The sequence below is a fragment of the Halapricum desulfuricans genome, assembly GCF_017094465.1.
Classification (GTDB): domain Archaea; phylum Halobacteriota; class Halobacteria; order Halobacteriales; family Haloarculaceae; genus Halapricum.
Genome location: NZ_CP064791.1, coordinates 2,565,660 through 2,591,507 on the forward strand (window position 1 = coordinate 2,565,660; position 25,848 = coordinate 2,591,507).

A 25,848-nucleotide genomic window follows, 5' to 3' on the forward strand; every position below is an offset into this window, starting at 1 on the left:
GCCATCACTCGTTTTCTTCCTCGGGCGTCTTCGCGACCCAGCCAGCCACACGCTGGGCGGCGGTTCCAGGCACGTCGCTGGGCCGCTTGACGTACTCGGAGATCGCAACCATCACGCCGGCGATCGCCAGCAATAGGCCACCAGTGCCGGTCTGCCCGCTAGCGAGGAGACTCGCGCCGGCCACCACGACCGGCACCACGAGAATCGCGGTCGCCATCCGTCCGACCGTGTCGACGATACTGGCTGTCATCGGCTCGTGTTGGCTGCCGATCGGCAAAAGAACACCGCTTGGGACCGCTGTTCCCTGCGCCTGAGAACGAAAGGCAACCCTTTCGCCGACCCCGTCCGAAAGCGGTAGTATGTTCACCGGCATCGTCGAGACGACGGGCGAAGTCACAGAGATCAACGACACCGACGGCGGGCGACGGCTCACTATCGAGTCACCGTTTGCGGATCTCGAACAGGGCCAGAGCATCGCCGTCGAGGGCGTCTGCCTGACTGTCGAGGAGTACGGCGAGGACTGGTTTTCGGTGTTTCTGGCCGAGGAGACGCTCGACCGGACGTTCTTCGGCCAACTTGCGGAAGGCGACGGCGTCAACCTCGAACGCGCACTGCCCGCGGAGGGGCGATTCGACGGCCACTTCGTCCAGGGCCACGTCGACGGCACCGCCGAGATCCTCGACATCGAGGGGGTCGGCGAGGACTGGCGGTTCACCTTCTCGATCCCCGACGAACAGGGCAAGTACCTCGTCGAGAAGGGCTCGATCGCCATCGACGGCATCTCGCTGACGATCGCCGCCCGTAACGAGGATTCGATAGAGGTGGCGATCATCCCGGAAACCTACGAGGTGACGACGCTCTCGCAGAAATCTGTCGGCGATCCGGTCCACATCGAAGTGGACGTGATGGCCAAATACGTCGAGCGGCTTCTGGAAGCCGACGACCAACAACCCGGCTGGGTCGAAACGGCGACTGACGAATAAAACGGATATTATCGGGTGTCTTCGACAGTGCCGACGTTTCGGCCGAGTGCCTTCACGAGCGCCAGCGCGACGCCGAGGCCGGCCTTGACCTCGGGGTCACGTAGTGCCTTCGCGAAGCCGATCGCGCCGACCGGTTCGGGCTCTTCCTCGCTGACGTCACCGACGGAGTGCAGGACGTCTTCGAGTCCGCGCGAGATGTCCTCCTCGGCAGCCGTATCGGCGACGCCGCCCAGCTCAGAGGCCAGGTTCGAGAGGCTCATCACCATCTCGTCGTCCATCGCGCCCATCAGCAGCGAAGCGACCTGGGACAGTTCGAGCAGGTCATCGAGCGTGCCGGTGCGCTGGATCTGCGCGAGGGATTCCAGTCCCTCGGCCAGTTCCGCCTCGTTGCCGTCGATCGCGTCCGAGAGCGGTGACGACGCCTCGCTTGCGGCACCAAGGTCGATGTTTGTCTCCTCGCTCGACCCGTTCAACAGTGCGGCGACGTCAGTCCCCTCCGTATCGAGGCGTTCGAGTAAGGCCGCAACATCCTCGGGGTTATCCTCGACGAGCGCCTCGAAGTCCTCGCCGGCCTGCATTGATTCCGTGTCGCTCATCTCAGATCAACCCCCTGGCAGTCAGCCAGTAGGACTCGTTGTAGCCCAGTTTCGACCAGTGGATCGGCTTCGAGGGTTCACGCATCGTCGGTTCGGAGCCGTAGTCGAAGGAGACGAACGTGGCCTCGTCCATCCCGGTCTCGATGAAGCAGACCGTCTTCCCGTCGAACGTCGTGACGGGTTGCTGGTCTCGAACGCGGGACGAGATCCGGTCGGCGACCGTTCCGGCCGCGTAGTGGGCGACGCTGCCCGCTTTCGAGGTCGGGATGTCCGCGGCGTCGCCGACGGCGTAGACGTCCTCGGCGTGTTCTGCCTCCAGGGTGTGCTGGTCGACCGCGACCCAGCCGTCGTCACCGAGACCGGCCTCGCGGACGAGGTCGCTCCCGTCGTGGGGCGGGATCCCGACGAGCAGGTCGTATTCGAGGGACTTGCCCTCCATCGTTTCGAGAGTCTGGGTGTCCGGATCGACCTCCTGGACGTTGAAGAACGTCTCCAGGTTGATGTCGCGCTCCTCGAAGATCGGAGTGACCCAGTCGGCGATCGACTGCAGTCCGTGAGCGCGCTGGATGGGGTAGGTGTAGGTGATCTCGACGTCCTCGCGGAGCCCGCGCTTGCGCAGCCAGTCGTCGACCATCAGCGTGAACTCGACGGGTGCAGCCGGACACATGTGTGGTACGCCGATCACGCTGAGGACGATGTGGCCCTCGCGGAACTCGACGAGTTCCTCCCGAAGTGCCTCTGCACCCTCTGGCCCGTAAAAGTGGTGTCCGCCTTCGACCAGCCCGGGCGTCTCCTCGGGGACGAGGTTCGAACCCGTCGCCACCACGAGATGATCGTACGCAAGCCCGCCGCCTGATGCGAGTGTTACCTGTTTGCGGTCGGTGTCGATGCGCTCGACGCGGTCGACCCGGAAGTCGACCGCCCGCGGGATCAGATCGGGGATCGGCTTGGTCGCCTCCGAGACCTCCTTCTTTCCGAAGGGGATGTACAGATACGCCGGTTTGTAGAACTGCTTCTCGCCGTCGTTGATCAACACGATCTCGACGTCGTCTGTCTCCAGTTCCGGTTCGAGCCGTTCGGCGAGTCGGTTGGCAAGCACCGTGCCGCCCGTGCCGCCACCGACGATGACGATCCGTTCTGTCATCTGTATTTCACCACACGATATTGTATAATCATTACAATACTATTCTGTCTTCTCCACGTAGAGACTCCAGTAGTCGTCGTGTTCGACGGTGTCCAGCAACTCGTGGCCCGCTTCCTCGACCCACTCGGGCACGTCGCCCTTGGAGCCGCTGTCGCTGGTCTGGAGTTCGATCACGGTCCCGGGATCAGCGTCCTGGACCTTGCCGATCAGGTCCATCAGCGGACCGGGACAGGCTGCACCACGCGAGTCGACCGTCACGTCGGGGGAAATGGATTCACTCATTGTGCTCACCTTAGACGAACAGCACCTGTTTGTCCGACGCCTTCTGCAGGAAGCCCGACACGCCGAGCACGCCATCGAAGACATCGACGTAATCGTCGATTTCGTTATCCATCAGGTCCATCACCATCTCGCAAGCGTAGACTTCGAGCGGACCGAGGTTCTTCGCTCGTTCGAGCTGTTCTGTAAACATCGGCACCTCGTCGCCGTCCGATTCGAGCATCGCGTAGCCCGCGGGCCCGGCAACGTCGAAGTCACCGTTCTCGACGGTCTCCTTCTCGAAGGCCGTCAGACCGTTCATCGTCGCGAACACCTGCACCGGCGTCTCCGAGGCCGCGGCGATCGAGCCGATCATACTTACTGCCTGTACACGTTCGAGTTCGCCCGAAGCGAGGACGATTGCGTATCCCGTCATCGTTGGGTCACACTCAACCGTAGGCTTCTGGATATAATAGTATTGCGCTATATTTCCAAAAGTGTGAGAATCCCATCTGTCAGCGAAATCGCGTGCGGTTTTTTGCCCGTCGCGGTACTTGGACCCGACAATGACACGGCGGTCGGTCGCTATCGGGGCCTACCGTGAAGGGTTACCAGCGCTGTCGGCCAGCCTCGTCGGTGGTCTGATCGCAGGCGTGGTCCTCGGAGGGATGCGGAGCGACCTGCAGGCCGTCGAGGGACTGCTCGTACTCGTCCCGGCGCTGCTCGCGACGCGGGGGAACGTCTACGGCTCGCTGGGCGCACGGATCGCGACCGCACTCCACCAGGGGTTGCTCGAACCGCGTGTGAGTGAGGCCGACGAGCGACTGCTTCGAGCCGTCACCGCCGCAATAACGAACGGACTGCTCGCGAGCGTCTTCGCGGCGGTCGTTGCGACGCTCGCGCTGGTGATCCTGGGGCGTCCCGGCGCGGGGCTGGCGACGTTCGCTGCCATCGCCGTCGTGGCCGGCCTGCTCTCGGGGGTCGCGCTCGCGACGACGGTCGTCCTCGTCGTCTTCGCGGGCTATCGCCGCGGCTACAACCCGGACACGCTCGTCGGGCCGATCGTCACCACGGCCGGGGACGTCTTCGGGATGGCCGCGCTATTGATCGCCGTTCGGACCGTCGCCGTGCTCGGAGGGGGTTGACGTGCCGACCGACTGGACGATTCGGGCGATTACCCGCGCCATGCTCCCCGTCTTGCTGGTGTTGACCGTCATCGAGATCGGCAGCGGGCTCGTGCTGGGGAGTTTCGAGGGCGACCTGCTTAGATACCCGTCGCTTTTGATCCTCGTCCCGGTGACGATCGGCACGGCCGGCAACCTCGGGTCGGTCCTGGCCGCCCGGCTCTCGACGGCGTTTCACCTCGGAACGCTCTCGTTCACACCGGACGACGAAACGTTCGCCGGCAACGCGCTCGCGACGGTCGCGCTGGCGCTGACGGTCTTTCCGGTCGTCGGCGGCGGCGCCTGGCTGCTGGCAGTTGCGACCGGCGGTGCCGCGCTCGATCCGGGGACGGTCGTGCTCGTCTCGTCGCTGAGCGGTGCCGTATTGGCGCTGCTGGCAATTGTAGTCACCGCCCTCGCGACCTACGTCGCATACCGGCGCGGACTGGACCCCGACGACGTCGTCATCCCGGTGGTGACGAACCTCTGTGACGTGCTGGGCGTCGTCGTCCTGTTCGGCGTCGTGAAAATGGTCGTCTGAGAAGAGCACTGTCGAGTAAGCCCGTCCGAAACGGCGTGCGGGCAGCCCTAGTCGCTCTGGACCCGCGGCGCGAGCATGTAGGTGACGTTGCCCTGCCCCTCGGCGATCTCGAAGTGCAACTTGACGGGGAACTCCTCGCCCAGTTCGACCGTGACCTCGGCGTCTTTCGGGATGGCCTTGTTCATGTCCTTGAGATAGTCCAGCGAGAACAGCGAACTGGCCGGCCCGGCAGTGAGATCGATGAGATCCTCGGCGGTGAGTTCGAGATGCACGTCGTCGGTGTCGCCCTCGGCGTCGACGTAGAACAGTTCGTCAGTGTCGTCGACACCGAGTTCGATGTGATCGGAGACCATGTCCGAGGCCGTGACCGCACGATCGATGTCCCGGCCTTCGAGGACGATCTCGGCGGGCAGGTCCAGATCGGGCAGGTCCGGTTCCTGGCGGATCGAGTCGGGGTTGATCAGCGCCAGCGTGTACTCCAGCCCGTCGATAGCGATGTGGAGCTTGCGGGTCTCCTCGTCGAGTTCGAGGTGGATCAACTGATCGGAGTCGGCCATGCCCGCGATGTCCTCGAGCCGCGAGAGGTTGACGCCGATGAGGCCACCGTCCGTCTCGTAGGATTCGAAGGCCGCGGCGCTCAGCGAGAGATCGACCATCCCGACGTTGGCGGGATCGACCGCCCGGATCTCCAGCCCGTCCGCTTCGAGGTGGATCTTGCACTCTTCGACCAGCACGCTGACGGAGTCCAGCGTATCCTGCAGCGTGTCGGCGCTGACGATCGCGTTGAACATCTTGAACCCGGCTACGCTCCCATTCATTAAAAAGTCCCTCATTACGTGCGCGTCCGTGCGGACGGTGGGCGTGAGTACTATCCGGCGCCACGTCGTAGACGCCACATGCGCGAACTCGCCTTTGCCCTCGAGTACGAGCCGGGGTGCAACAGGGTGGCCGACGCCCTGGCCGAACACCCGGACGCCCGGATCCGCTCGCTGTCGCTGCACGCCACCGACGACCGGCTCTGGCGGGTCGATCACGCGACGGGTTCGCCCGAGGCCCTGGATGCGACCGCCGCGGCGTTTCTCGACGCCGACTACTACGCCGACTGCCTGGCGACCGAGGACTGCGGAGCGACCCAGACGACCGAGGTGCTCGAACACACCGACGACGCGCTCGTGCTGTACTCCCGGTGGGAGCGCTCCCCGACCTGCATCTCCGTGCCGCACATCGCTCGCACGCACCTCGGCGACGGCCTGCTGTTCGAGACCCGCCACGAGGGTCGCCACTACACGTGGCGGATCATCCACTCCGGGTCGGGCGACGTGACCGCCTTCTTCGAGGATCTCGAAGCGGCCGTCGGCGACTGCGCACAACTGGAGATGCTGCGGACTGCGGAGGCCCCGGGAGCGGCCGGGGACCCGGGCGACACGAGCGGGCTCGCCCCCGAACAGGAGGCCGCGCTCCGGGCGGCCGTCGAACACGGCTACTACGAGTCCCCGCGGGCGGTCGACGTCGGTGAACTCGCCGAGCACCTCGACGTGCCCCGGTCGACGCTCGCCTATCGACTCCGGCGAGCCGAACAGTACCTCGCGAGGCGATACGTGGGCGGATCGCAGCTTCCCGGTCCGAGATCCGGCGGCGGGTTGGAATATTCCAACTAACCCTTATCGATCCGAAGCCCCTAGGCCGGAGTGATGACTGACGACGAAGGACCGCCGGAACGCGCTTCCGACGAAAATCGGAGGGTGACCGCCGAGCTCGCCGTTCCCGAGATGGATTGTCCGTCGTGCGCGAAGAAAGTCGACAAGAGCCTGACGCGCGTCGACGGCGTCGTCGACGCCACGCTCCAGCCGACGACCGGCCGCGTCGAGGTCGCCTACGACCCCGACCGCACCAGCGAGGCCGACGTGGTCGCGGCGATCGAGAACGCCGGCTATGAGGTCGTCGACGGAGCGGGCGGTGACGCTGACAGCAGCGGGACGAGCGACGGGGTCGACGTCGCGCCCCCCTCGGAGGTCTGGACGAGTTCGCGGGCGATCAAGACCTGGATCGGTGCGGTCTTTCTCACTCTCGGCCTCGCTTTCGAGTTCGTCCTCGCCGGGAACCCCGCCGTCGCGACCGTCCTGGAACAGCCGCTGGCGCTGTCGGACGTGCTCTTTCTCGGAGCGGTCGTCGCCGCCGGCGTGCCGGTGGTGCGGGGCGGCTACTACTCGGCGAAGAATCTAAGTCTGGACATCGACCTGCTGATGGGCTTTGCCATCATTGCCGCGGCAGCCATCGGCTACTTCGTCGAGGCCGCCACGCTGGCGGTCCTGTTCAGCGTCGCCGAACTGCTGGAGGACTACGCGATGGATCGGGCGCGGGATTCCCTGCGCGAGCTGATGGAACTGTCCCCCGACGAGGCGACGGTTCGCAGAGATGGCGAGGAGGTGACCGTCCCCGCCGAGGGCGTCGAGGTCGGCGAGACCGTGATCGTCCGGCCCGGGGAGAAGATCCCGCTGGACGGCACCGTGATCGAGGGCGAGAGCGCCGTCGACGAGTCGCCGATCACCGGCGAGAGCGTGCCCGTCGACAAGACCGTCGACGAAGCGGTCTACGCGGGTTCGATCAACGCCGAGGGCTACCTGGAGGTCGAGGTCACCTCGACGGCGGGCGACTCCACGCTCGCTCGCATCATCGAAATGGTCCAGGGAGCCCAGCAGAAACAGACCGAGAAGGAGCAGTTCGTCGACCGCTTCGCGGGCTATTACACGCCGGTCGTGGTCGTGCTGGCGATCCTGACGGCTGTACTTCCGCCGCTTTTGATCGCCGATCCGTTCTCGGTCAGCGTCGGGGGGTACGCGTTCACCTTCGCCGGCGACTGGGGGACGTGGTTCGTCCGCGGGCTCACGCTACTCGTGATCGCCTGCCCGTGTGCGTTCGTCATCTCGACGCCCGTCTCGGTCGTCTCGGGGATCACCAGCGCCGCGAAGAACGGCGTCCTCGTCAAGGGGGGCAACCACCTCGAAGCGATGGGCGATATCGACGCCGTCGCGCTGGACAAGACCGGGACGCTCACCCGGGGCGAACTGGCGGTCACCGACGTCGTCCCGATCGGCGACACGGACGAGTCGGCGCTGCTACGGTACGCAGCCGGACTGGAGCGTCGGAGCGAACACCCGATCTCGGAAGCGATCCGCGACCGCGCCGAGGAACACGGACTGACTGATCCCCCGGAGTTCTCGGGCTTCGAGAGTCTGACCGGGCGGGGCGTCCGTGCCGACATCGGCGACGAAACCTACTACGCCGGCAAACCCGCGCTGTTCGAGGATCTCGGCTTCGATCTGGGCGACCGCCGCGTCACCGACGGCGGTTCCGTGGCCGCGGCTGCGGACGAATCCGACGACGCCTTCGACGCGGGGACGATCGCCGCCCTGCAGCGGGAGGGCAAGACTGTCGTACTCGTCGGTACGGAGACGGAACTGCTGGGCGCGATCGCGATCGCCGACGAAGTGCGCCCGGACGCCCGGCGAGCCGTCGACCGGCTCCACGAGCTCGGCGTCGAGAACGTCGTCATGCTGACCGGCGACAACGAGGGGACCGCACAGGCAATCGCTGAGCAGGTCGGCGTCGACGACTACCGCGCGGAACTGCTGCCCGACGAGAAAGTCGGCGCCGTCGAGGGCCTGCAGGCCGAATACGGCGAGGTGGCGATGGTCGGCGACGGCATCAACGACGCGCCCGCGCTGGCGACCGCCGACGTCGGGATCGCGATGGGCGCGGCGGGAACGGACACGGCGCTGGAGACGGCCGACATCGCGCTGATGGGCGACGACATCGGGAAGCTCCCGTACCTGTACTCGCTGTCGCACTCGGCCAACGGCGTCATCCGACAGAACATCTGGACCAGTCTCAGTGTGAAGGCACTGCTGGCGCTGGGCGTGCCCCTGGGTCTGGTCAGCGTCGCCGCGGCCGTCGTCGTCGGTGACATGGGAATGAGTCTCGGCGTGACCGGCAACGCGATGCGGCTCTCGCGGATCACGCCTGACCGGTAGCCGAACCGTTTTCTCCGGGACTCCCCGAACGCGGACATGGATCTCTCCGTCGTCGACCTCTCTCCGGTCCCCGAGGACGGGACCGCGACCGACGCGTACCGACAGACCGTCGAAGCCGCACAGCAGGCCGAACGCCTCGGCTACTCCCGATTCTGGGTGGCCGAGCACCACGGCATGGCCGACACGCTCGCGGGTACGACCCCGGAAGTGCTGCTCGGCCATCTCGCCGCCGAGACCGAGTCGATCCGGCTCGGCTCGGGGGCGGTACTGCTCAACCACTACAGCCCCTTCAAGGTCGCCGAGCAGTTCGGCGCGCTGGACGCGCTCGCACCGGGACGCATCGACGCCGGACTGGGACGGGCGAACGGCTCGCCGGCCGTCGACCGCGCGCTCGGGACCCAGCGGCGCGTCCAGAACCCGGACGAGGACCACACCGAGAAGGTCGAGGCCGTCGTCAATCATCTCTACGACGACTATCCGGACGGCCACGCCTACGGCGACCTGGAGGTTCCCCGATCGGGCGCGGACGAGCCGGTGCCGTGGGTGCTCGGATCGAGCCCCTCGAGTGCGGAGATAGCTGGAAAGCTCGGCCTGCCGTACTGCTTCGCGGCCTTTATCCGCCCGGGATTCGGCGAGCGCGCCTTCACGACGTACCGCGAGCAGTTCCGGCCGTCGGAACTGGGCGGGGGCGTCGACCGGCCGCAGGGGATGCTCGCCGTGAACGCGATCGCCGCCGAGACTGACGAAGGGGCGGCGCGGCTCCGAGCCGTGGCCGAGGCGTCGTTCCAGCGGATGCAGCGCGGCGTCGTCGGGACCACGCCGTCGGTCGAGACGGCGATCGACGAACTCGGCGGCGTCCCGGATCCGACGCCTGCGACGCTCGAAGAGGGGGAGTGGCCGCGGGCCATCTCCGGGAGCCCGGAGACGCTATCCGGGCTGCTCGAACAGCTCGCTGACCGGGTCGGCGTCGACGAAGTGATGATCCAGCACGTCGTGAGCGACCACGCGGACGCGCTTCGCTCACACGAACTGCTCGCCGAAGGCGTCGGGCTCTGAACAACCACCTTTTTCCGCTCGGGTTCGCTCCGCGAACCACTCGCGCAAAAAGCTGGACCAAAAAGGCCGACCCTCACTCCGTTCGGGTCGGTTGCTATCAGAGTGGGCGGGCTCCTACCGTAACGCTTCGATATCAAACTACAACCACCTTTTTCTCGTCGGGTGCCCTCGCAACGCTCGCGAACCACTCCTCGAAAAAGCTGGACCAAAAAGCCGCGTCTCACTTCGTTCGACGCGGTCCTACCGTAACGCTTCGATATCGAATTCAAAGGCCACGACTGGCAGTTCCAGATCGTGTTCGACCAGCACTTTCGGGTGGAGTTCACCGATCACGCCGACAGCGTCACCATCGACGACGACCTCGGCGGCTCGACCCGAGATAAAAGTGGGGTGCTCGGTCGGCGGCGTCTCCAGTTCGGCATCAAAGGCCTCGACCAGCGCCTGTAGCCGGGCCTTGCTGTCCTCGAAGGAGACCTCGTGACGCGCGAGTGCGGCCGCGACGTGCCTCGATTCGGCGACACGAGTGTTCTGTTCGTCGTCACGGTGGGCGACCCAGCCGACCTCGGCCAGATCCTGGGGATAGCTCCGGTGGGTGTTGTTCTCCAGGACCTGCATAATCGAGGGGAGCAGCCACGATCGAGTGACAGTGTAATCCTCGCTGTAGGGGTTTTTGATCTCTACGGGCTCGGCCGCGCCCAGCACGGCTTCAGCGTCACCGAGATTCATTCGAGTGGAAACCTCGGCCTCGTCAGTCATATGGAAGTTCAGCAGATCCTGGAATCCCAGCCCGACCAGCGTCTCGCGCACGGCACGCTCCAGTCGCGACCGCTCGTGGCGGCCGCCGATCGTCCCCACGTCGGGATAGCGGGGTTCCAGCTCGTTGAAGCCGTAGGCCCGCCCGATGTCGTCGATCACGTCGACGGGATGGTGCACGTCCACGCGATAGGGCGGAATCTCGACGTCGTAGGCCGCGTTGCCGTCCTCGGTCTCTGTCGGGTGGCCGTCCAGCCCCGACCGCTCAAGCAGGTCGAGTACCGCCTCTTCGCCGAGGTCGATCCCCAGCGTCGTCTCGATCTCGTCGTGGGCGACGGCCTTCTCTGTCACCGAAAAGTCCGGCCGGACCAGTTCGGGCGGATACTCCTCGGGTGCGGTCTCGTACTCGACGCGGACGTCCTCGATGGTCCCGCCGCGGGCCGCAAGCGCGTAGCAGACGATGTTCAGCATGCGATCGATCGTCCACTGGTCGGTGCCGGTCATCTCGATAAACAGGTCCCGCGAGTCGGTCGTCACCTCCGTCCGACTGCCGTTGATCACCGGCGGGAACGAGAACAGACCGATCGAATCGTAGATCGCCGGCACGCGGTCCATATCTTCGACAAGGTGGCCGTACTCCTTGCCGATGTGGTGATCCTCGATGACCTCGGCCGGAGTCATCGCATCGTTGCTCTCGAGGGGAACAAACCGGGCGTCATCGGGGTCAACGCCGGTATAGCGGATGGACTTTTCGGAGTCGTCGGTCCCCGCTTCCCCTTTGAGCATCGTCAGATCGTGGACGCCGATCGCCCCCTTCGCGCGCTTGCGCCCCATCGTCGCGTGGAGTTTCTCCTGCAGTTGGATCAGCGAGTCGAAAGCGGCCTCGCTGAAATCGAGCCCGCGGACGACCGCGCCCGTCACGTAGGGGCGCTCTTCGGGCACGTCCTCGACCTCGATCGTCCACTCGGCGTCGTTGGTGCCCGGGACGTGGACGCCGCGGCTGTCGCCGTAGTGATAGCGCAGCGAGCGCGCCACACCCTCCACGGAGAGCCGGTCCAGCCGGTCGGGCTCGAACTCGAAGCGCAACTCCCCGTCCTCCGTTTCGCCCTCGTACTCCAGGCCAAGTTCGAACAGGTCGTCTCTGAGTTGCTCGTCGCTTTTGTCCTCGTGGCCGGTCAACTCGCGCAGTTCGTCGGTGTCGATGTCGACAGTGGGCATCAGTAACGCACCTCCTCGGTTCGCAGGTAGTCCAGATCCACGAGCGTCCCGTGGACGTCGCGGATGTCTTCGGCGCCGGTCACCAGCATCATCAGCCGCTCCAGTGCCAGTCCCCAGGCCATCACGTCGTGCTCGATGCCGAGCGGTTCGAGCATCTCCGGGCGGAAGATCCCGGAGTTGCCGATCTCGACGACCTCGCCCGTGACGGGATGTTCGCCGAACAGCTCGAAGCTCGGTTCCGTGTAGGGGTTGTAGGTCGGCTTGAACCGCAGGTCGGTGATCCCGAACTGCTCGTAGAACTCCGTGAACGTGCCCATCAGGTCACGCACCGACAGGTCCTCGGCCATGACCCAGCCCTCGATCTGGAAGAACTCGAGCAGGTGCGTCGAGTCGATCTCGTCGTTGCGGTAGGCTTTCTCGATAGAGAAGTACCGCTGGGGCGGTTCGAGATCGCCCTCGGCGAGTCCGGAGAGATACCGGGCCGACAGCGAGGTCGTGTGGCCGCGCAGGTCGATCTGGCGGGCCATCTCCTCGCCCCACGGGGAGTGATAGCCCTGGCCGTCCTCGCCGACGCCCTCTCGGTGAGCGCTTTCGACGCGCTCGCGGACGTCGTCGGGAAGCTCTCCCATTGGCGGCACGTCCAGGGCGAACTGATCCCAGTGTGTCCGCGCGGGGTGGTCCTGGGGCATGAACAGGCAGTCGTTGATCCAGAACTCCGCGTCGGCATGTGGGCCGTGCATCTCCTCGAATCCCATCCCGACCAGCACGTCCTTGACGCGCTCGGCCATCGACCGCAGCGGGTGGGAGCGACCGCCGTCGATATCAGGGGCATCGGCCGCGACGTTGTACTCGCTGAACTCCACGTCGCGCCACTCGCCGCTAGTCAACAGCTCGGCGGTGAGTCGGTCGACCTCCTGGGCGGTCTCGACGCCGGCCATCAGCTCGGTGACGCCCGCGTCAGTGAGCTGGACCGACCGGACGGTCCGTTCGGAACGCTCGATCAGATCCCGGCGTTCGAGCTGGTCGAGCGTTCCCCCCGAGACGGACGCGCTATCGCCGTCGGCGATCGACTCGAGCGCGACGGCCTCCGCGTCGCTGTCGGGGTCGGCATCGGGTGTCGGCGTGATCTCGCCGCTGTCGATCTCGCCGTAGCCCTTCCGGGCGAAATTCGACAGCGCGATGTCGACGGCATCGCCGTCCAGGCCCGATGCGCCGATGACCTGTCCCATCTGGACCGAGTCGCCGTCCCCACCGGCGTCGAGCGCCCCCTCGTACAGCCGGACCTCGGGGAGTCCGTCTTCGAGGTACGTCTCGGCTTCTTCGGTCAGCGAGACCGACTCCTCGGTCGATTCGTGTACCGCGACCAGCCCCTCGTCTTCGAGTTCGAACGCCGCCCGGGTGACGGCCGCTGGCTTGCGATCAAGTTGCTCGGCGATCGATTCGACTGTCCGTGGGTCATCCGCGCTTGCGGCCTCGAGGACCGCGACCTGCGTTTCCGGGAGTTGCATTTCTTGGTAGGGTAACCGTGGGTTCGCCAGTTAACGGTTCTTATAACGATTGCACGGCTGTCCCGCCGAGACCGTCGGGAGCCAGCCGTCAGCGGTGATCGACACCGGAGCGGTTTCGCGTGCGGGGACGCGTTCGCGTCGGCCGCACAGTCCGCCGCCCCTAGTGCGCGAAAACAAATCCGAACCCGCCGAAAACGGTCGGCTTGCGGACGCGACACCTGCTTTCGGGTTCGGCCGTCATACTCGCTCGTCCCTTGCCAGACAGTCACAATAAGCGTTGTGGAGGCGGATCGACCGAACCATTGATACGATCTGTCGCCCTCGGAACAGTTGATGGTCTCGCTCGCTGCGATCGCCCTCCTGGTGACCCTGGTCGTCGCCGTGGGAGGGGTGTTCTACTACGACGGGTGGCGGCGGTGGCGTAGACTCACAGACGGTCGGCTCGTCTACGGTGTCCCCTGGGGGACGCTGCTCGCCGTCGCGCTGGTGGTGGCGTTTTACGTGCTTGCACAGGGCGGACTGGCCCACTGGGACGACCCGCTGGTGCTGCCGTTCGTCTCGTGGTCGTACTTCTATCCGCTGGGTGTGATTACCTCTGGATTCGCGCACGGCTCGCCGGGACATCTCATCAGCAATATGACGGGGACGCTGGCGTTCGGACTCGTCGCCGAGTACGCCTGGGGACACTACCCGCCGGCGCGACGACAGCGGGACTCGTTGCTGGCCGGCGACGGACGTTTGTGGTCCCAGCCCCGCGTGCGGATCGCGCTCGTGCCGGCCGCGATGTTCGCCGTTGCACTCCTGACTGGCGTCTTCTCGATGGGACCGGGGCTGGGCTTTTCGGGTGCGGTCTTCGCGATCGCGGGCTTTGCGGTCGTGACGAAGCCCCGTTCCGCCATCGGAGCGGTCGTCGGTTCGAGCGCGCTGGGCGTCCTGTATCAGGCGTTCGTGAACCCGGTCGTCACCGGATCAGTCTCGGCCGGCGGGCCGTCGCCGCCGTCGTGGGCGTCGATCGCGTTTCAGGCGCACATGCTCGGATTCGTCGTCGGCGCACTGGTGGCGGTCGGGCTTCTCCGGGTCCGCCGACAGCGGCTGTCGGCTTCGACGCTGTTTTTCGGCGTCGTCGGGTTCGGGCTCGCGCTGTCGCTGTGGTTGCTCGTCTGGCCCGGCGACGACGTCTACTACCTCTATCGCGCCGCCGGCGTGATCGTCGTCTTCGGGCTGGCCGGGCTGGTGACGGTCGCGGTAGCCGGGAGTGATCGGTCGGTCCCGCGCGCGCTCGCGATCGGCTGGCTGGCCGTGCTGGCGTTGCCGCTGGCGCTGCTCCTGGCGACGCTCACGCTCTCGCTGGGGGCCTCGCTGTCGGGTCTCGTGCCGGACGCGATCGGTCTCGTGCCCTTCGTCGCGCTGCTCGCGCTCGCGGTCGTCGCACTCGCGGCCCCGGCGATCCCGACGGCCGCGTTCGGACGGGACAGCCGGTGGGCAACACACCGGAGAGTCGCGCTGCTCGGCCTCGGCACGGTCGGACTCCTGCTGGTGCTCCCGGGACTGCTCTACGGTCCGATCGCCGTCGATACTGACTCGGTGACGGACACGGACGAGGTTACCGTCGACGACTATCTCATCACCTACGAGGAGAACGTCACCCCCGGACAGACACTGCTGACACTCGACGTCGGAAACGCCACGGACGAGACACAGAGCGGGCTGATCGTCGCAAGCGACGCCCGGAGCATCTGGACGGTCGCCGAGCGGACGGACGCCGTCGCGTTCGACGGGGAAGCCAGCGTGCAGGTGGGCGGGCTCGGCTGGCGCGAGACCGTCCACGCCGAACGTAGCGGGTGGGACGTGATCGGCAACGGCTCGGCGTACGCGGTCGATCTAACCGTCGACGGGGAGACGAGCCGGTCGTTCACGACCGAACGGGTGGAAGCTGACGTTCGGATTGACGGCTACCGGATCGCGGTCGTTCCCACCGACGAGGCGTTCGACGTGCGCGTCAGCCAGGACAACTCGGGGGTCGGGACAGTCCCGATCCCAGCAGGCAACGAAACGGCCTCGCTGGGGTCACTGGACGTGCTGACCGACGAGAGCGACGACACGACGAAACTCGTCGTCGAGTCGGACGGAAGCCGGGTCACGGTCGCCGAGAAGGAGACGTACGAGTAGCCGCTCGCGGGACTGATCGGTTCGTGACGACAGACCTATCGAGAAGTCGCCGAGGTTCTTGTCGAACACAGTGAAGCAAGGGGCTCGTGTGAGGATTGTTGGGTGAGTTCGTGATGGATACAGGGTGTCTACTTGTCAGTAGACTCTCACGGTACGCCCACATATTTGTGGCGCTGGTAGATATAGACGATTGATAGAAGCGTAAGTGGCGGGAATATTATAGAATAGTACCAACCCGATGGGTTCCACGTCGAAACTGACTCAACATACTGTTTATCGAGATGGATGAAGATGGGGGAGAAAAAAGTGAGAACGAAGCCAAGCAAAGCGACAGGTGCAGTAAAAAGCGCGTAGAAGGGGTCCGGGGAAGCAACCAGCCCAAGAACTATCATAATCGGAATGAGTGCAACGAGTATGCCAATCGGGATCCACCATCGGTCTTCTGGTGGACTTGACTCTGCCTCACCCGTATTGACTTGTCTCATAGCTAATAAAATAGCGTATGTGGGTATCAATCTTTTCTCAGAAAGGCGACCGACAACACTCGATACGCAATACCGTTCTACCGGCCAGTTCAATCGAGAGACGGTCTGTAGCTAGCAGTCGTACCACGGTTCGATCGTATTATCTCGGTACAGCGTGAGTCCGATATCTTTTGGTTCACAGTCGAACTCAACCGGCAACTCGGGGTCGTACCGCCACGCATGGGAGACGCCAGTTGCGGTGAACGCGTGTACTCTCGCGGGCGTCGTTTCAATCGCGCCATGTGAGGTCATCTTTCCGGCCCCGAGTGCGAATATCCGGCTGAAAAGCGTCTCACCATCACTCCCAATCACGCGGACTGCGATCTCTGCCTCTGAAGTAGTCCTGTTCTCAACCGTCACTTCGCTGGATCCGTCGCTATTCCCGGTGTCACTGCCTGGAAGAACGCTACCACAGCCAGCAGTTGCCACGGACGCCACCGCTCCGAGAGTCGCAAGAACTCGTCGTCGAGACGAGGGATGTTCACGGAGAGAAGCTGATACGTAGTCAGAGGGCATCACTATTCGAGTAGGTATTCGAAGATAAATAATGCTGGTGTCCAGTGAACGTTATCTATGAATATGACAGCCAATTCAGACAGCCGCAACCGAGTGATCGATCGGACCTAGTGGACGGGTGCCATTCAACCCGATATCCGTTCGACGAGCCCCAGTAGCGCCGTCAGACGCGCTTGTCGTCGGCGTCGAAGTCGATGTCCAGCTCGTCTAGCTTCTCTGCCCACTCCTCGCGCTTCTCCTGGTGGTCCTCGAGGAACGCCGCCATGAGTTCGGCGGCCTGTTCCTTGCAGCCACCACAGAGCCGTTCGCCGCCGACACACTCCTCGTAGACGTCGGCGGCGAACTCGTCGTCCTCGCCGGCCAGCAGGTAGGCGTACAGTTCGTAGACGGGACACTCGTCGGCTCGCCCGCCGAGTTCGCGCTGTTCCGCCGCCGTTTCGCGGCCGCCGGTCGTCGCAGCTTTGACCTTGTCGTAGCCGTCTTCCGGATCGTCCAAAAGGGAGATGTGACTCGCGGGGATCGACGAGGACATCTTCCCGCCGGTGAGACCGGTCATAAACCGGTGGTAGATGGAAGACGGGGCGAGGAAGCCGTACCCGCCGTGGTCGAGTTCGACCTGGCGAGCAAGTGCTTCGGCCGCCGGCCGCGAGAGTTCGAAGGCGTCGATGTGCTCATCAAAGACCCGTTTCTCGCCGTCGATTGCCTCGATGAGGGCGTCGAAGGCCTCGTCAGTGGCGTTGCGATCGAGGAACCGCGTCCGCGGGCGGAGCGGTTCCTTGCCGGCCTCCTTGAGCATCATGATGGCCGAGTCGGCGGTCGTGGCGTTCGGATCGGTCGCGTCCGGGTCGCGGCCGTTCTCAAGATAGCGGGCGGCGTCCGCACACCGGATCGTCTCGTCGGGGTGGCGCTCGCTCAGTGCCTCGTAGGCCTCGGCGATGATCGCGCGCTCCTCGGGATCGGCCTCGAAACTGGCGAACGCCTCGGTCACCTTGAAGTAGCGCATCCGGGCGGCCAGATCCCGGGCCAGACGCATGTGCGGGTCCTGGTCCGGGCCGACCGGGATGACCGTCGGCTTGGGTTCGTCCAGTTGCGGGTAGAGGATGTCGGCCATCTGCGTGACGACGCTCTGCATATGGGAGACGTCGGTCTCGCCGTCGAAGTCGTAGATCGCCCCCAGCTCCGAGAAGTTGGCCTTCGCACCCAGCTCGAAGCCCAGGTCCTGCACCTCGCGGTTGTCCGACTGGCGGTAGAGTTCGCCCGCTTCGGGATCGAACCCGAGCGCGAGCAACGAGAGGACGTAGTCGCGGGCGTGCTCGTCGATTTCCGCCCAGGTCAGCCCGCGGGCGGCGTGGGCCTCCAGGTCGGCGATCAGGCCGTAGGCGTCCCCGCCCTGCTGTTGATGCCAGATGATCTCGTCGAAGACCAGTTTGTGGCCGATGTGTGGGTCGCCAGTCGGCATGAACCCCGAGAGCGCGGCGAAGGGGTCGTCGTTGCGCATCGCCTCGGCGACCGGTCGGTAGTCACGGTGACCGAAGATGACGCCCCGGCGCATCAGGTAGTGCGGATCGGGAATTTCGGGGAGAACGTCCTCGAACTCCTCGATGCCGAACTGATCGAACAGCTTGCGGTAGTCGTCGACGGTCGCCGAGCCCCACGGGTCCAGGGCGACGTCGTCGGCGCCGGCCGCCGCGCCGCCGTCCATCCGTAGCTGCTCGTCGGAACGCGTCTCTTCTGTCGGTTCGTCGGGTGGGTCGTCGTCCGTGTCTCGTGTCATTGGTAGCAGTGTCGTGTCGGGTATTCTTGAAACAACCGTACCGAGAAAGCGGAGGGAGCGTCGCCGGCCTCGCCGACGGGTTAGGCCCGCCGGGTGGCGGCCGCGAGACTGTCCACTTCCGGGGCCTGCCAGCGCCAGCGCCAACGATCGGTGGAAGTGGACACCATATGCGGTAGATGCGCCAAGCCGGACTTATGTGTTCCGGGACAGTTCGGCGTCACCGATTGGCCCGCGCGACGGTCGAAATGTCCCGAAAAACGATCCGTTTTCCGCCGCAGTCTTGCGGTCTTCACAGGATTTTTGTTCGGCTGTTCGTTAGCCGGCGATCAATCGATGGCCCGATACAGCTACCCTCGCCTCGCTGCACAGACGAGTGCGGAGTCGCCGACGGGGGCGTACTCGTGATATCGATCACTACGCCCTTCGACGATATCCGTTTCTCCGCCGATCGCGTGACCAGCACGTCGATGACCTTGCTCTGTTGATATCGATGAGCGCGACCCGATCCCAACGCCTCCAGAAGTCAGTTCTAAAGTATCAGCACGTGTTCGTCTTCGCAGCACCGGCGCTGTTCGTGGCGCTGGTCGTGCTCGCTGCCCCGACCGGCGGGAGCGGCGGCCTCGGCTACTGGCTCGAATACTGGTGGTTGTTCCCCTTCTTCCTGCTGGGAGCGACGATCGTGAACACGGTCGGAATCAGCGGTTCGGCGCTGTTCGTGCCGTTCCTGATCTTCGTGTTCCCGCTGCTGGCGTACCCGCTCGAACCGGAGACGATCGTGAAGGTCGGACTGATCAGCGAGTCGTTCGGGCTGTCGAGTTCGTCTATCGCGTTCATCCAGTACGGGCTGGTCGATCGACGGCTCGCACTCACGATCGTCGCCGGGAGCGTGCCCTTCGTCATCGGCGGTGCGCTCCTGTCGTTTTTCATCCCGGAGCCGCTCTTTCACGCGGCGCTCGGGGCGGCGCTGCTGACGGCCGGGTATCTGATGCTCAAAGCCGACATCGGCCACGGGGAACCGGCCGAGGAGAATCGGGAGGTCACGGCCGACGGCGGCACACCGTCGGATCTCCCGGACGACGACGGCAAGCTCGGCCCCGCCGGCGTCGACACGACCGCCGACGGCGAGGTGACCCGCGTCGACCGTGAGGGCGACACCTACCAGTACTCCTGGTCGGGCTATCTCGAACGGTTCGCAAACTACAGCGTCGGGGGAACCTTCCAGGGCCTGGCCGGGTTCGGCAGCGGGGAACTCGGGATCATCTCCCAGCTCCGGACGGGCGTGCCGACCCGGGTCGCGATCGGGACGAACCACATCATCGTCGCAACGACGGCGATCCTCGCCTCGCTCGTGCACGTGTTCGCCGGAAGTGTCCTTCCGGGTGTGCACTCCCTGACGCTCGCGTCGACACCCTGGAATATGGTCGTGTTCACCGTCCCGGCGACAGTCACCGGGGGACAGATCGCCCCGTACGTCTCAAACGCACTGGACACCGGGACAATACAGAAAGGGGTCGCTGTCCTGTTTGCGGTCATCTCGACGGCGCTGTTCCTGATGGCCGGGGGTGCTGGCGTGTGACCCGGCCAAACGACAACCGTCAGGAGACCCAACGTCGAAGCGTGATGTATCAGGACATCCTCCTCCCGACCGACGGGAGCGACGGCGCGGAAAGAGTTGCCGAACACGCCGGTTCGCTCGCGCGACAGTACGACGCGACAGTGCACGTCCTTTCGATCGCCGACACGCGCAACCGGTTCGAAGGGCCGACGATGGGACTGGGTGCCGACGCCTGGGAGGACGCCGAACGGGAACGATCCCAGGCGGCTGTCGAAGACACCGTCGCCGCGCTCCCCGAGGACGTGTCCGTCGACCACACTGTCGACTCCGGCGTCCCACACGCGGCTATTCTGGACTACGCCGAGACAGCCGGCGTCGACGTCATCGTGATGGGGACCCACGGTCGGACGGGGATCGACCACTACCTCATCGGTTCCGTCGCCGAACGGGTGGTTCGCCAGTCGCCGGTCCCGGTCCTGACCGTGCGGATCGGCGACGCGTAGCCGCGATCGGACCCGACTTCGCCCGGTCTCGCTCCACTTCCACCGCGGTCGCCGAACGCTTAACCTCGCGCATACCGAAACGGGGGACGAATGGCGGCCACCGACGCCGAGACGATCGACCGACCACTGATCGACGCAGACGTCCTCCAGCGGCGGCGCTACCAGCTCGAACTCGCCGAGACGGCGATGGACAACCACACGCTGGTCTGTCTGCCGACTGGACTGGGCAAGACGACCGTCTCGCTGCTGGTGACGGCCCAGCGCCTCCAGGAGGTCGGCGGGACGGCGCTGTTGCTGGCCCCGACCAAGCCGCTGGTCTCCCAGCACGCCGAATTCTACCGGGAAGCCCTGACAGTCCCCGACGAGGAGATCGTCGTCTTCACCGGCGAGGTCCGGCCCGACGACCGCGCGGAGTTGTTCGAGGACGCGCAGGTCGTCATCGCGACGCCGCAAGTCGTCGAGAACGACCTCGTGGGCAACCGCATCTCGCTGTCCGAGGTGACCCACGTCACCTTCGACGAGTGTCATCGCGCGACAGGCGATTACGCCTACACCTATATCGCCGAGCGCTACCACGAACAGGCCGAGCAGCCCCTGGCGACCGGAATGAGCGCCTCGCCCGGCGACGACGAGGAGTCGATCCTGACGGTCTGTGAGAACCTCGGGATCCGCGAGGTCGCGGTGATGACCGACGAGGATGCGGACGTCGCCGAGTACACCCACCGGACCGACGTCGACTGGAAGCGCGTCGAGTTGCCCGAGACGGTCATCGAGATCCGCGACGCCATCCAGGAAGTCATCAAAGAGCGGTTGACCGAGCTGAAAGAGCTCGGCGTCACGAACAAGACCCAGCCGGACATGTCCGAGCGGGACATCCACGAGATCCAGGGTAAGCTCCAGGAGCTGATGAACAACGACCAGAGCGAGGGCTACCAGGGGATGAGTCTGCTCGCGGAGGTCCGGAAGTTGCGGACCGCAGTCACCTACGCCGAGACCCAGAGCGTCGAGTCCCTGCGGCGGTACTTCGAGCGCCAGCGCAACGCCGCCCGGGCCTCGGGCTCCTCGAAGGCCAGCCAGCGACTGGTCAGCGAGCCCAAGATCCGGGATGCGATGCGCAAGGCCGAGGACTTCGAGGATCTGCACCCCAAGTTCCGCCAGACGCGGATGCTGCTCGCGGAGACACTGGGCATCGAGAACGGCGAGCGGGTCATCGTCTTCACCGAGTCCCGCGACACCGCCGAGACGCTGACGGACTTCCTCGCCGGGCACTTCGAGACCGAGAAGTTCGTCGGCCAGAGCGACACCGACGGCAGCGACGGGATGACCCAGACCGAACAGCAGGAGACTCTCGATCGGTTCCGAGCCGGCGAGTTCGAGGTGCTGGTCTCGACCTCCGTCGCCGAGGAGGGCCTGGATGTCCCCGAGGTGGATCTGGTACTGTTCTACGAGCCGGTGCCGACGGCGATCCGCTCGATCCAGCGCAAGGGCCGGACCGGCCGCCAGACCGAGGGGCGGGTCGTCGTCCTCATCGCCGAGGACACCCGCGACGAGGCGTACTTTTGGAAGGCCCGACAGGACGAAAAGCGGATGTACGAGGAACTGGAGGCGCTGAAATCGATGCAGGGGGAGATCGAGGCCGAACTCTCCCAGGCGAGCGTTTCGGAGTTCGAGACGGGAGCGGACGACCGCAGGGAGTCCGCTGAAAACGCGATCGGTGAAGCCGGGAGAGTGGAGGACGACCGCAGGGAGTCCTCCGGGCACGCGAGCGGTGGAGCCGCGAGCGGGGCGGACGACCGTAAGGAGTCGGACGCCGAACACGCAAGCAGCGATTCCGGGGACGCGTCCCCTGATATCGAAGCGTCCAGTGGCGACGAGCAGGTCAGCGGCGACGACTCGGAGGGAGAGGGCCAGACCGGACTGGACGCCTTCGCGGACCCGACCGAGAGCGGGGACGGCGCGAGCACGGACACCGAAAGTCCGGGCCCCAGCGGGAGCAGTCCCGAGACCGACGCCGACCCGGAAGACACCGTCGCGGAGGCCGGGGCCGACACCGACGGGGAAAGCGTCGAAGTCGTCGTCGACCAGCGGGAACTGGATTCGACGATCGCCCGGGACCTCTCGAAGCGGGAGGGGATCGAGACGCGTCTGGAGACCCTGGAGGTGGGCGACTACGTCTGCTCGGATCGGGTCGTCGTCGAGCGCAAGACAGTCAGCGACTTTCTGGACACCCTGACCGGCGGCGACCGGTCGCTGTTCGAGCAGGTCAAAGACGCCGCCCGCTATTACGATCGCCCGGTCGTACTCATCGAGGGGTCGGGCCTGTACGGCGAGCGAAACGTCCACCCGAACGCGATCCGCGGGGCGCTGGCGTCACTCGCGGTCGATTTCGGTGCGAGCGTCGTCCGGACCGACGACGAGGACGACACCGCGGCGATGCTGGAGGTGCTCGCCACCCGCGAGCAGGAGGAATCCGACCGGACCGTCAGTGCGCACGGCGAGAAGGCGGCCAAGACGCTTGCCGAACAGCAGGAGTACGTCGTCGCCTCGATCGCCGACGTCGGGCCGGTGACCGCCCAGTCGCTGCTCTCGGCGTTCGGCAGTGTCGAGAGCGTGCTAACTGCCGACAAGGAGACACTGCAGGAGGCCGAAGGCGTCGGCGAGGTGACCGCCGAGCGGATCCGCGAGGTCGTCGCCAGCGAGTACGCACCCTGAATCGCCTGCTTGGTCGATCATCTCGGCCCAATACGACCGTTGCCGACCGATGACAGTAGGCTTTTGACCCCAGGACGCACAGTTCGGGGTATGTTTGGAGGAGGCGGCGGCGGCGGTCTGAACCCACGGAAAATGCAGCAGATGATGGAACAGATGGGCATCGATATGGAGGACATCGATGCCGAGGAAGTGATCATTCGGACCGGCGAGGAGAAGCTGGTCTTCACAGACGCCGAGGTCCAGCTCATGGAGGCCCAGGGCCAGAAGACCTACCAGGTCGTCGGTGATCCCGAGTCCCAGCCCCTGGACGGCGGCGACAGCGCCGACGAGGCGAGCGCGGACGACGCTGGCGGCGCGTTCGACGCCCAGGACGTCGAGATCGTCGCTCAGCGTGGCGGCGTCAGCGAAGACGAGGCGCGTGAGGCCCTGGAAGCCAACGACGGCGACCTCGCGGCTGCGGTCGCTGATCTAGAGTGATCGCGACAGTTGTCCCGCGTGCCGGAAGCGACCGATACCGAACGGACGGACAGCGGTCGCAATGACCGTCCTGCTCGTCAGAGAGGACCGGGAGTACCTCGTCGAGCCCGGCGAGCGCCTGGAGACCGATCTCGGCATCATCGAGGTGCCCGACGACCCCGCCGCTGGCGACGTCGTCGAGTCACATCTCGGGGAGACGTTTCGGGTGCAGACGCTTCGCGGCCCCGACCTCTTCGAGCACTTCGAGCGCACGGGCGCGCCGATGATGCCCCGCGACATCGGGCTGGTGATCGGGCACACTGGCGTCGCCGCGGGTGACCGAGTGCTTGATGCCGGCACCGGAACGGGCGTGTTGGCGGCCTACCTCGGCCGAGTTGGGGCCGACGTGACGACCTACGAGCGCGACGCCGAGTTCGCCGAGGTCGCCCGAGAGAATATGGCGATGGCCGACGTGGCCGGTCAAGTCGACGTCAGGACGGGCGATCTGACCGACCACCTGGAGGAGCTCGCGGGCGAGGGCTTCGACGTGCTGACCCTCGACACGGAGGACGCCGCGGCGGTCGTCGAGCGTGCGCCGACGCTTTTGGTCCGGGGTGGCTTTCTCGCGGTGTACTCGCCGTTCGTCGAGTCGACCCGGGACGTCGTCGCGGCCGCTCGCGAGGTCGGACTGACGGAGATCGAGACGCTGGAGACGATCCAGCGGGAGATGGACTTCGACGATCGCGGATCGCGGCCATCGACGGCCGGCGTCGGCCACACCGGCTATCTGACGTTCGCGCGACGGCCGTAGCTCTCGGGAAAACGCACGGTTCTGGACGGTTCGACGGCCTGGATTAGCCAACTGTCCGGATCAATTCGAACAACTCCGAGCGGAAGCTGTCGGGATCAGTTTCCAGCTCGATCTCCAGTACGTCGCCGAGATCAGCCACAGGATAGGCACCGCCGGCGACGTAGAAAGTCCCGTCGTGACTCCAGACACCGACCCAGCCCTCGATCGGTAGCTCCTCGGCCACGTCGCGACAGGCGATCGGATCACGGCCACGGTAGCCGGTCAGGCTCGCGCGCTCGCCCGTTCGGATCCGGAGTTCGGTACGGCGAGTCTGATCGAGATCGGTAAATCCACGGTCGCGCAGCCGGTCGGCGAACCCGTTTCGGACGCGCGAGCGGACGATCCGGGCGACCATCGACGGGATCGACCCCGGCGGCGACGGGGAGAGCCCGAGCCGCGTCGCGAAGAAAAACCGCCAGGGCCGATCACACTCGGACAGGTCGGCGACGCGCTCGCGCAGCCGTTCGTCACCGTAGACGACGGTGTGGCCGTGGACAGTGACGACCGGGAGGCGGGCGAGCACGCGCTGCTCGGATTCGATGCGGTCCCAGCCCTGCTCGCGGAGGCGTTCGGCCGGGAGAGTCGGTTCGGGAACAGTCACGTCAGTGATCGTCCTCGCGCCACTTGTGCCCGCATTCGGTGCAGGTCAAAAACCGGGTTTCGGACTCGTCGGCCGCGCGGATCTGCTTCATCTCCCAGAACGCGCGGTCGTTGTCACACTCCGGACAGTGAGCCTCCGTCGTCGGCCGCATGTCTTCGGAACTGACCTCCGAGGTGTCGACGACCTCGCTCTTTTCCTGGCCCTGGGTCGTGACCGACTGTCGATCGGCCGCCTCGTCACGGGACTTTTCCGCGCCGCAGTTCGAGCAGACCCACACGTCACCCTCAGTTTTCATCATCGATCCGCATTCGTCGCAAAATTCCATATCGACGGGTTTAGCCGCTTATCTACTTAAGTACCGTGTTTCGGGTACCGATATCGCGCGAGTGGGAAAATGTCAACGGCAACGACCGTGGGATTTCTTGCTATGCGGGCCACAGCGAGAACGATCCGGTGATCGCCGTCGGGACTGCGAGCGGGGATCTGCGCTGGATCCCTGCTCTCGTTCGTCTGCCGTCTCGGTCTGCCCTCCGGACGCAGTCGTCTCGCCGGCCTGTACCGTGCTCGCAGGCTGGGTCGTATCCGATGATCCGCCGCTGTCGAAACCGGCGTCGGCCGACTCGGTCTCGATGAGCGTTTCCAGCCGCCGTTCGAACTCCAACTCGTCGATTTCGCCGGTCGCGTACTGCTGTTTGAGCGTCTCCATCGCGTCGTCTTCGCTGCCACTGTCAGCGCTCGACAGACCGCTGTCACCGGAGGAGAGCCAGAGCGCACCGGCACCGACGAGAGCCGCGACGACCACCCAGTAGGCGTCCCCCGTCACTGCGACGGCGGCGATCCCGCCGACGAGCACGAGCAAGGCGAGAAACCGGACGTGTCCCGTCGAAGCCGATTGAATTGTCTTATTCACACACGACTGTAACGACTGCGGCGGCAA

26 protein-coding genes are annotated in these 25,848 nt (G+C 65.5%); 12 read left to right on the plus strand and 14 right to left on the minus strand.

Annotated features, from left to right (window positions below; translation table 11 throughout):
• Positions 1-4 precede the first annotated feature (4 nt).
• A complete protein-coding gene (locus HSEST_RS13080) occupies positions 5-250 on the minus strand; it encodes a DUF7533 family protein (protein ID WP_229121403.1) in 246 nt (81 codons plus the stop codon).
• A gap of 109 nt (positions 251-359) precedes the next feature.
• On the opposite strand from HSEST_RS13080, the gene HSEST_RS13085 reads away from it, so the two are divergent.
• Positions 360-983, plus strand: a complete 624-nt coding sequence (locus tag HSEST_RS13085; protein ID WP_229121404.1) for a riboflavin synthase — start codon at positions 360-362, stop codon at positions 981-983.
• An 8-nt stretch (positions 984-991) separates the two neighbouring features.
• Here HSEST_RS13085 and HSEST_RS13090 read toward each other — a convergent pair whose 3' ends face one another.
• From HSEST_RS13090 to HSEST_RS13105, 4 genes are read right to left on the minus strand one after another with little or no spacing between them, the layout of a single operon-like run.
• Positions 992-1,579, minus strand: coding sequence for a DUF1641 domain-containing protein (locus HSEST_RS13090; protein WP_229121405.1), 588 nt, complete (start codon positions 1,577-1,579; stop codon positions 992-994).
• A 1-nt stretch (position 1,580) separates the two neighbouring features.
• A complete protein-coding gene (locus HSEST_RS13095) occupies positions 1,581-2,723 on the minus strand; it encodes an NAD(P)/FAD-dependent oxidoreductase (protein WP_229121406.1) in 1,143 nt (380 codons plus the stop codon).
• Positions 2,724-2,762: 39 nt separating this feature from the next.
• The gene (locus tag HSEST_RS13100) at positions 2,763-3,005 is read right to left on the minus strand and encodes a sulfurtransferase TusA family protein (RefSeq protein ID WP_229121407.1); all 243 of its coding nucleotides are present in this window, start codon (positions 3,003-3,005) and stop codon (positions 2,763-2,765) included.
• A gap of 10 nt (positions 3,006-3,015) precedes the next feature.
• A complete protein-coding gene (locus HSEST_RS13105) occupies positions 3,016-3,417 on the minus strand; it encodes a hypothetical protein (RefSeq protein WP_229121408.1) in 402 nt (133 codons plus the stop codon).
• A gap of 130 nt (positions 3,418-3,547) precedes the next feature.
• Between HSEST_RS13105 and HSEST_RS13110 the strand changes: the two genes are divergently transcribed.
• Complete coding sequence (locus tag HSEST_RS13110) at positions 3,548-4,126, plus strand: magnesium transporter (protein WP_229121409.1); 579 nt, start codon at positions 3,548-3,550, stop codon at positions 4,124-4,126.
• Position 4,127: 1 nt separating this feature from the next.
• Positions 4,128-4,685, plus strand: coding sequence for a magnesium transporter (locus HSEST_RS13115; protein WP_229121410.1), 558 nt, complete (start codon positions 4,128-4,130; stop codon positions 4,683-4,685).
• A 47-nt stretch (positions 4,686-4,732) separates the two neighbouring features.
• On the opposite strand, the gene HSEST_RS13120 is transcribed toward HSEST_RS13115, so the two are convergent.
• Positions 4,733-5,476 carry a DNA polymerase sliding clamp gene (locus HSEST_RS13120; RefSeq protein ID WP_229123005.1) on the minus strand — a complete coding sequence of 248 codons (744 nt, stop codon included), beginning with the start codon at positions 5,474-5,476 and terminating at the stop codon, positions 4,733-4,735.
• A 105-nt stretch (positions 5,477-5,581) separates the two neighbouring features.
• On the opposite strand from HSEST_RS13120, the gene HSEST_RS13125 reads away from it, so the two are divergent.
• From HSEST_RS13125 to HSEST_RS13135, 3 genes are read left to right on the plus strand one after another with little or no spacing between them, the layout of a single operon-like run.
• Positions 5,582-6,343: a helix-turn-helix domain-containing protein gene (locus HSEST_RS13125; protein ID WP_229121411.1), complete on the plus strand. Its 762-nt coding sequence runs from the start codon at positions 5,582-5,584 to the stop codon at positions 6,341-6,343.
• A gap of 33 nt (positions 6,344-6,376) precedes the next feature.
• Positions 6,377-8,716 (plus strand): heavy metal translocating P-type ATPase, encoded by a 2,340-nt coding sequence (locus HSEST_RS13130; protein ID WP_229121412.1) that lies wholly within the window; start codon positions 6,377-6,379, stop codon positions 8,714-8,716.
• Positions 8,717-8,752: 36 nt separating this feature from the next.
• Entirely contained in the window at positions 8,753-9,772 is a 1,020-nt protein-coding gene (locus HSEST_RS13135) for an LLM class flavin-dependent oxidoreductase (RefSeq protein WP_229121413.1), read from the plus strand.
• 240 nt (positions 9,773-10,012) lie between these two features.
• On the opposite strand, the gene pheT is transcribed toward HSEST_RS13135, so the two are convergent.
• Both pheT and HSEST_RS13145 read right to left on the minus strand, forming a co-directional pair.
• Positions 10,013-11,743 (minus strand): phenylalanine--tRNA ligase subunit beta, encoded by a 1,731-nt coding sequence (gene pheT / locus HSEST_RS13140; protein ID WP_229121414.1) that lies wholly within the window; start codon positions 11,741-11,743, stop codon positions 10,013-10,015.
• Entirely contained in the window at positions 11,743-13,251 is a 1,509-nt protein-coding gene (locus HSEST_RS13145) for a phenylalanine--tRNA ligase subunit alpha (RefSeq protein WP_229121415.1), read from the minus strand. The genes pheT and HSEST_RS13145 overlap by 1 nt, the downstream gene beginning before the upstream one ends.
• Positions 13,252-13,584: 333 nt before the next feature.
• Between HSEST_RS13145 and HSEST_RS13150 the strand changes: the two genes are divergently transcribed.
• Complete coding sequence (locus HSEST_RS13150) at positions 13,585-15,420, plus strand: rhomboid family intramembrane serine protease (RefSeq protein ID WP_229121416.1); 1,836 nt, start codon at positions 13,585-13,587, stop codon at positions 15,418-15,420.
• A gap of 146 nt (positions 15,421-15,566) precedes the next feature.
• Here the strand turns inward: HSEST_RS13150 and HSEST_RS13155 are convergent, their stop codons facing one another.
• The 3 genes from HSEST_RS13155 to HSEST_RS13165 form a co-directional block, all read right to left on the minus strand.
• A complete protein-coding gene (locus tag HSEST_RS13155) occupies positions 15,567-15,905 on the minus strand; it encodes a hypothetical protein (RefSeq protein ID WP_229121417.1) in 339 nt (112 codons plus the stop codon).
• 111 nt (positions 15,906-16,016) lie between these two features.
• Positions 16,017-16,373 (minus strand): hypothetical protein, encoded by a 357-nt coding sequence (locus tag HSEST_RS13160; RefSeq protein WP_229121418.1) that lies wholly within the window; start codon positions 16,371-16,373, stop codon positions 16,017-16,019.
• Between the two features lie 250 nt (positions 16,374-16,623).
• The gene (locus HSEST_RS13165; RefSeq protein WP_267491893.1) at positions 16,624-18,234 is read right to left on the minus strand and encodes a tryptophan--tRNA ligase; all 1,611 of its coding nucleotides are present in this window, start codon (positions 18,232-18,234) and stop codon (positions 16,624-16,626) included.
• A 490-nt stretch (positions 18,235-18,724) separates the two neighbouring features.
• Between HSEST_RS13165 and HSEST_RS13170 the strand changes: the two genes are divergently transcribed.
• From HSEST_RS13170 to HSEST_RS13190, 5 genes are all read left to right on the plus strand, one after another.
• Positions 18,725-19,810, plus strand: a complete 1,086-nt coding sequence (locus HSEST_RS13170) for a sulfite exporter TauE/SafE family protein (RefSeq protein WP_229121419.1) — start codon at positions 18,725-18,727, stop codon at positions 19,808-19,810.
• A gap of 44 nt (positions 19,811-19,854) precedes the next feature.
• Entirely contained in the window at positions 19,855-20,292 is a 438-nt protein-coding gene (locus HSEST_RS13175) for a universal stress protein (RefSeq protein WP_229123007.1), read from the plus strand.
• A gap of 90 nt (positions 20,293-20,382) precedes the next feature.
• Positions 20,383-23,004, plus strand: a complete 2,622-nt coding sequence (locus HSEST_RS13180; protein WP_229121420.1) for a DEAD/DEAH box helicase — start codon at positions 20,383-20,385, stop codon at positions 23,002-23,004.
• 90 nt (positions 23,005-23,094) lie between these two features.
• The gene (locus tag HSEST_RS13185; RefSeq protein WP_229121421.1) at positions 23,095-23,481 is read left to right on the plus strand and encodes a nascent polypeptide-associated complex protein; all 387 of its coding nucleotides are present in this window, start codon (positions 23,095-23,097) and stop codon (positions 23,479-23,481) included.
• Positions 23,482-23,542: 61 nt separating this feature from the next.
• Positions 23,543-24,271, plus strand: a complete 729-nt coding sequence (locus HSEST_RS13190) for a methyltransferase domain-containing protein (protein WP_229121422.1) — start codon at positions 23,543-23,545, stop codon at positions 24,269-24,271.
• Positions 24,272-24,314: 43 nt separating this feature from the next.
• Here HSEST_RS13190 and HSEST_RS13195 read toward each other — a convergent pair whose 3' ends face one another.
• From HSEST_RS13195 to HSEST_RS13205, 3 genes are all read right to left on the minus strand, one after another.
• Positions 24,315-24,911, minus strand: coding sequence for a hypothetical protein (locus HSEST_RS13195; protein WP_229121423.1), 597 nt, complete (start codon positions 24,909-24,911; stop codon positions 24,315-24,317).
• A 1-nt stretch (position 24,912) separates the two neighbouring features.
• Entirely contained in the window at positions 24,913-25,236 is a 324-nt protein-coding gene (locus tag HSEST_RS13200; RefSeq protein WP_229121424.1) for a transcription factor S, read from the minus strand.
• A 72-nt stretch (positions 25,237-25,308) separates the two neighbouring features.
• On the minus strand, positions 25,309-25,821 hold the full coding sequence (locus HSEST_RS13205; RefSeq protein WP_229121425.1) for an SHOCT domain-containing protein: 513 nt from the start codon (positions 25,819-25,821) through the stop codon (positions 25,309-25,311).
• Positions 25,822-25,848: the final 27 nt, after the last annotated feature.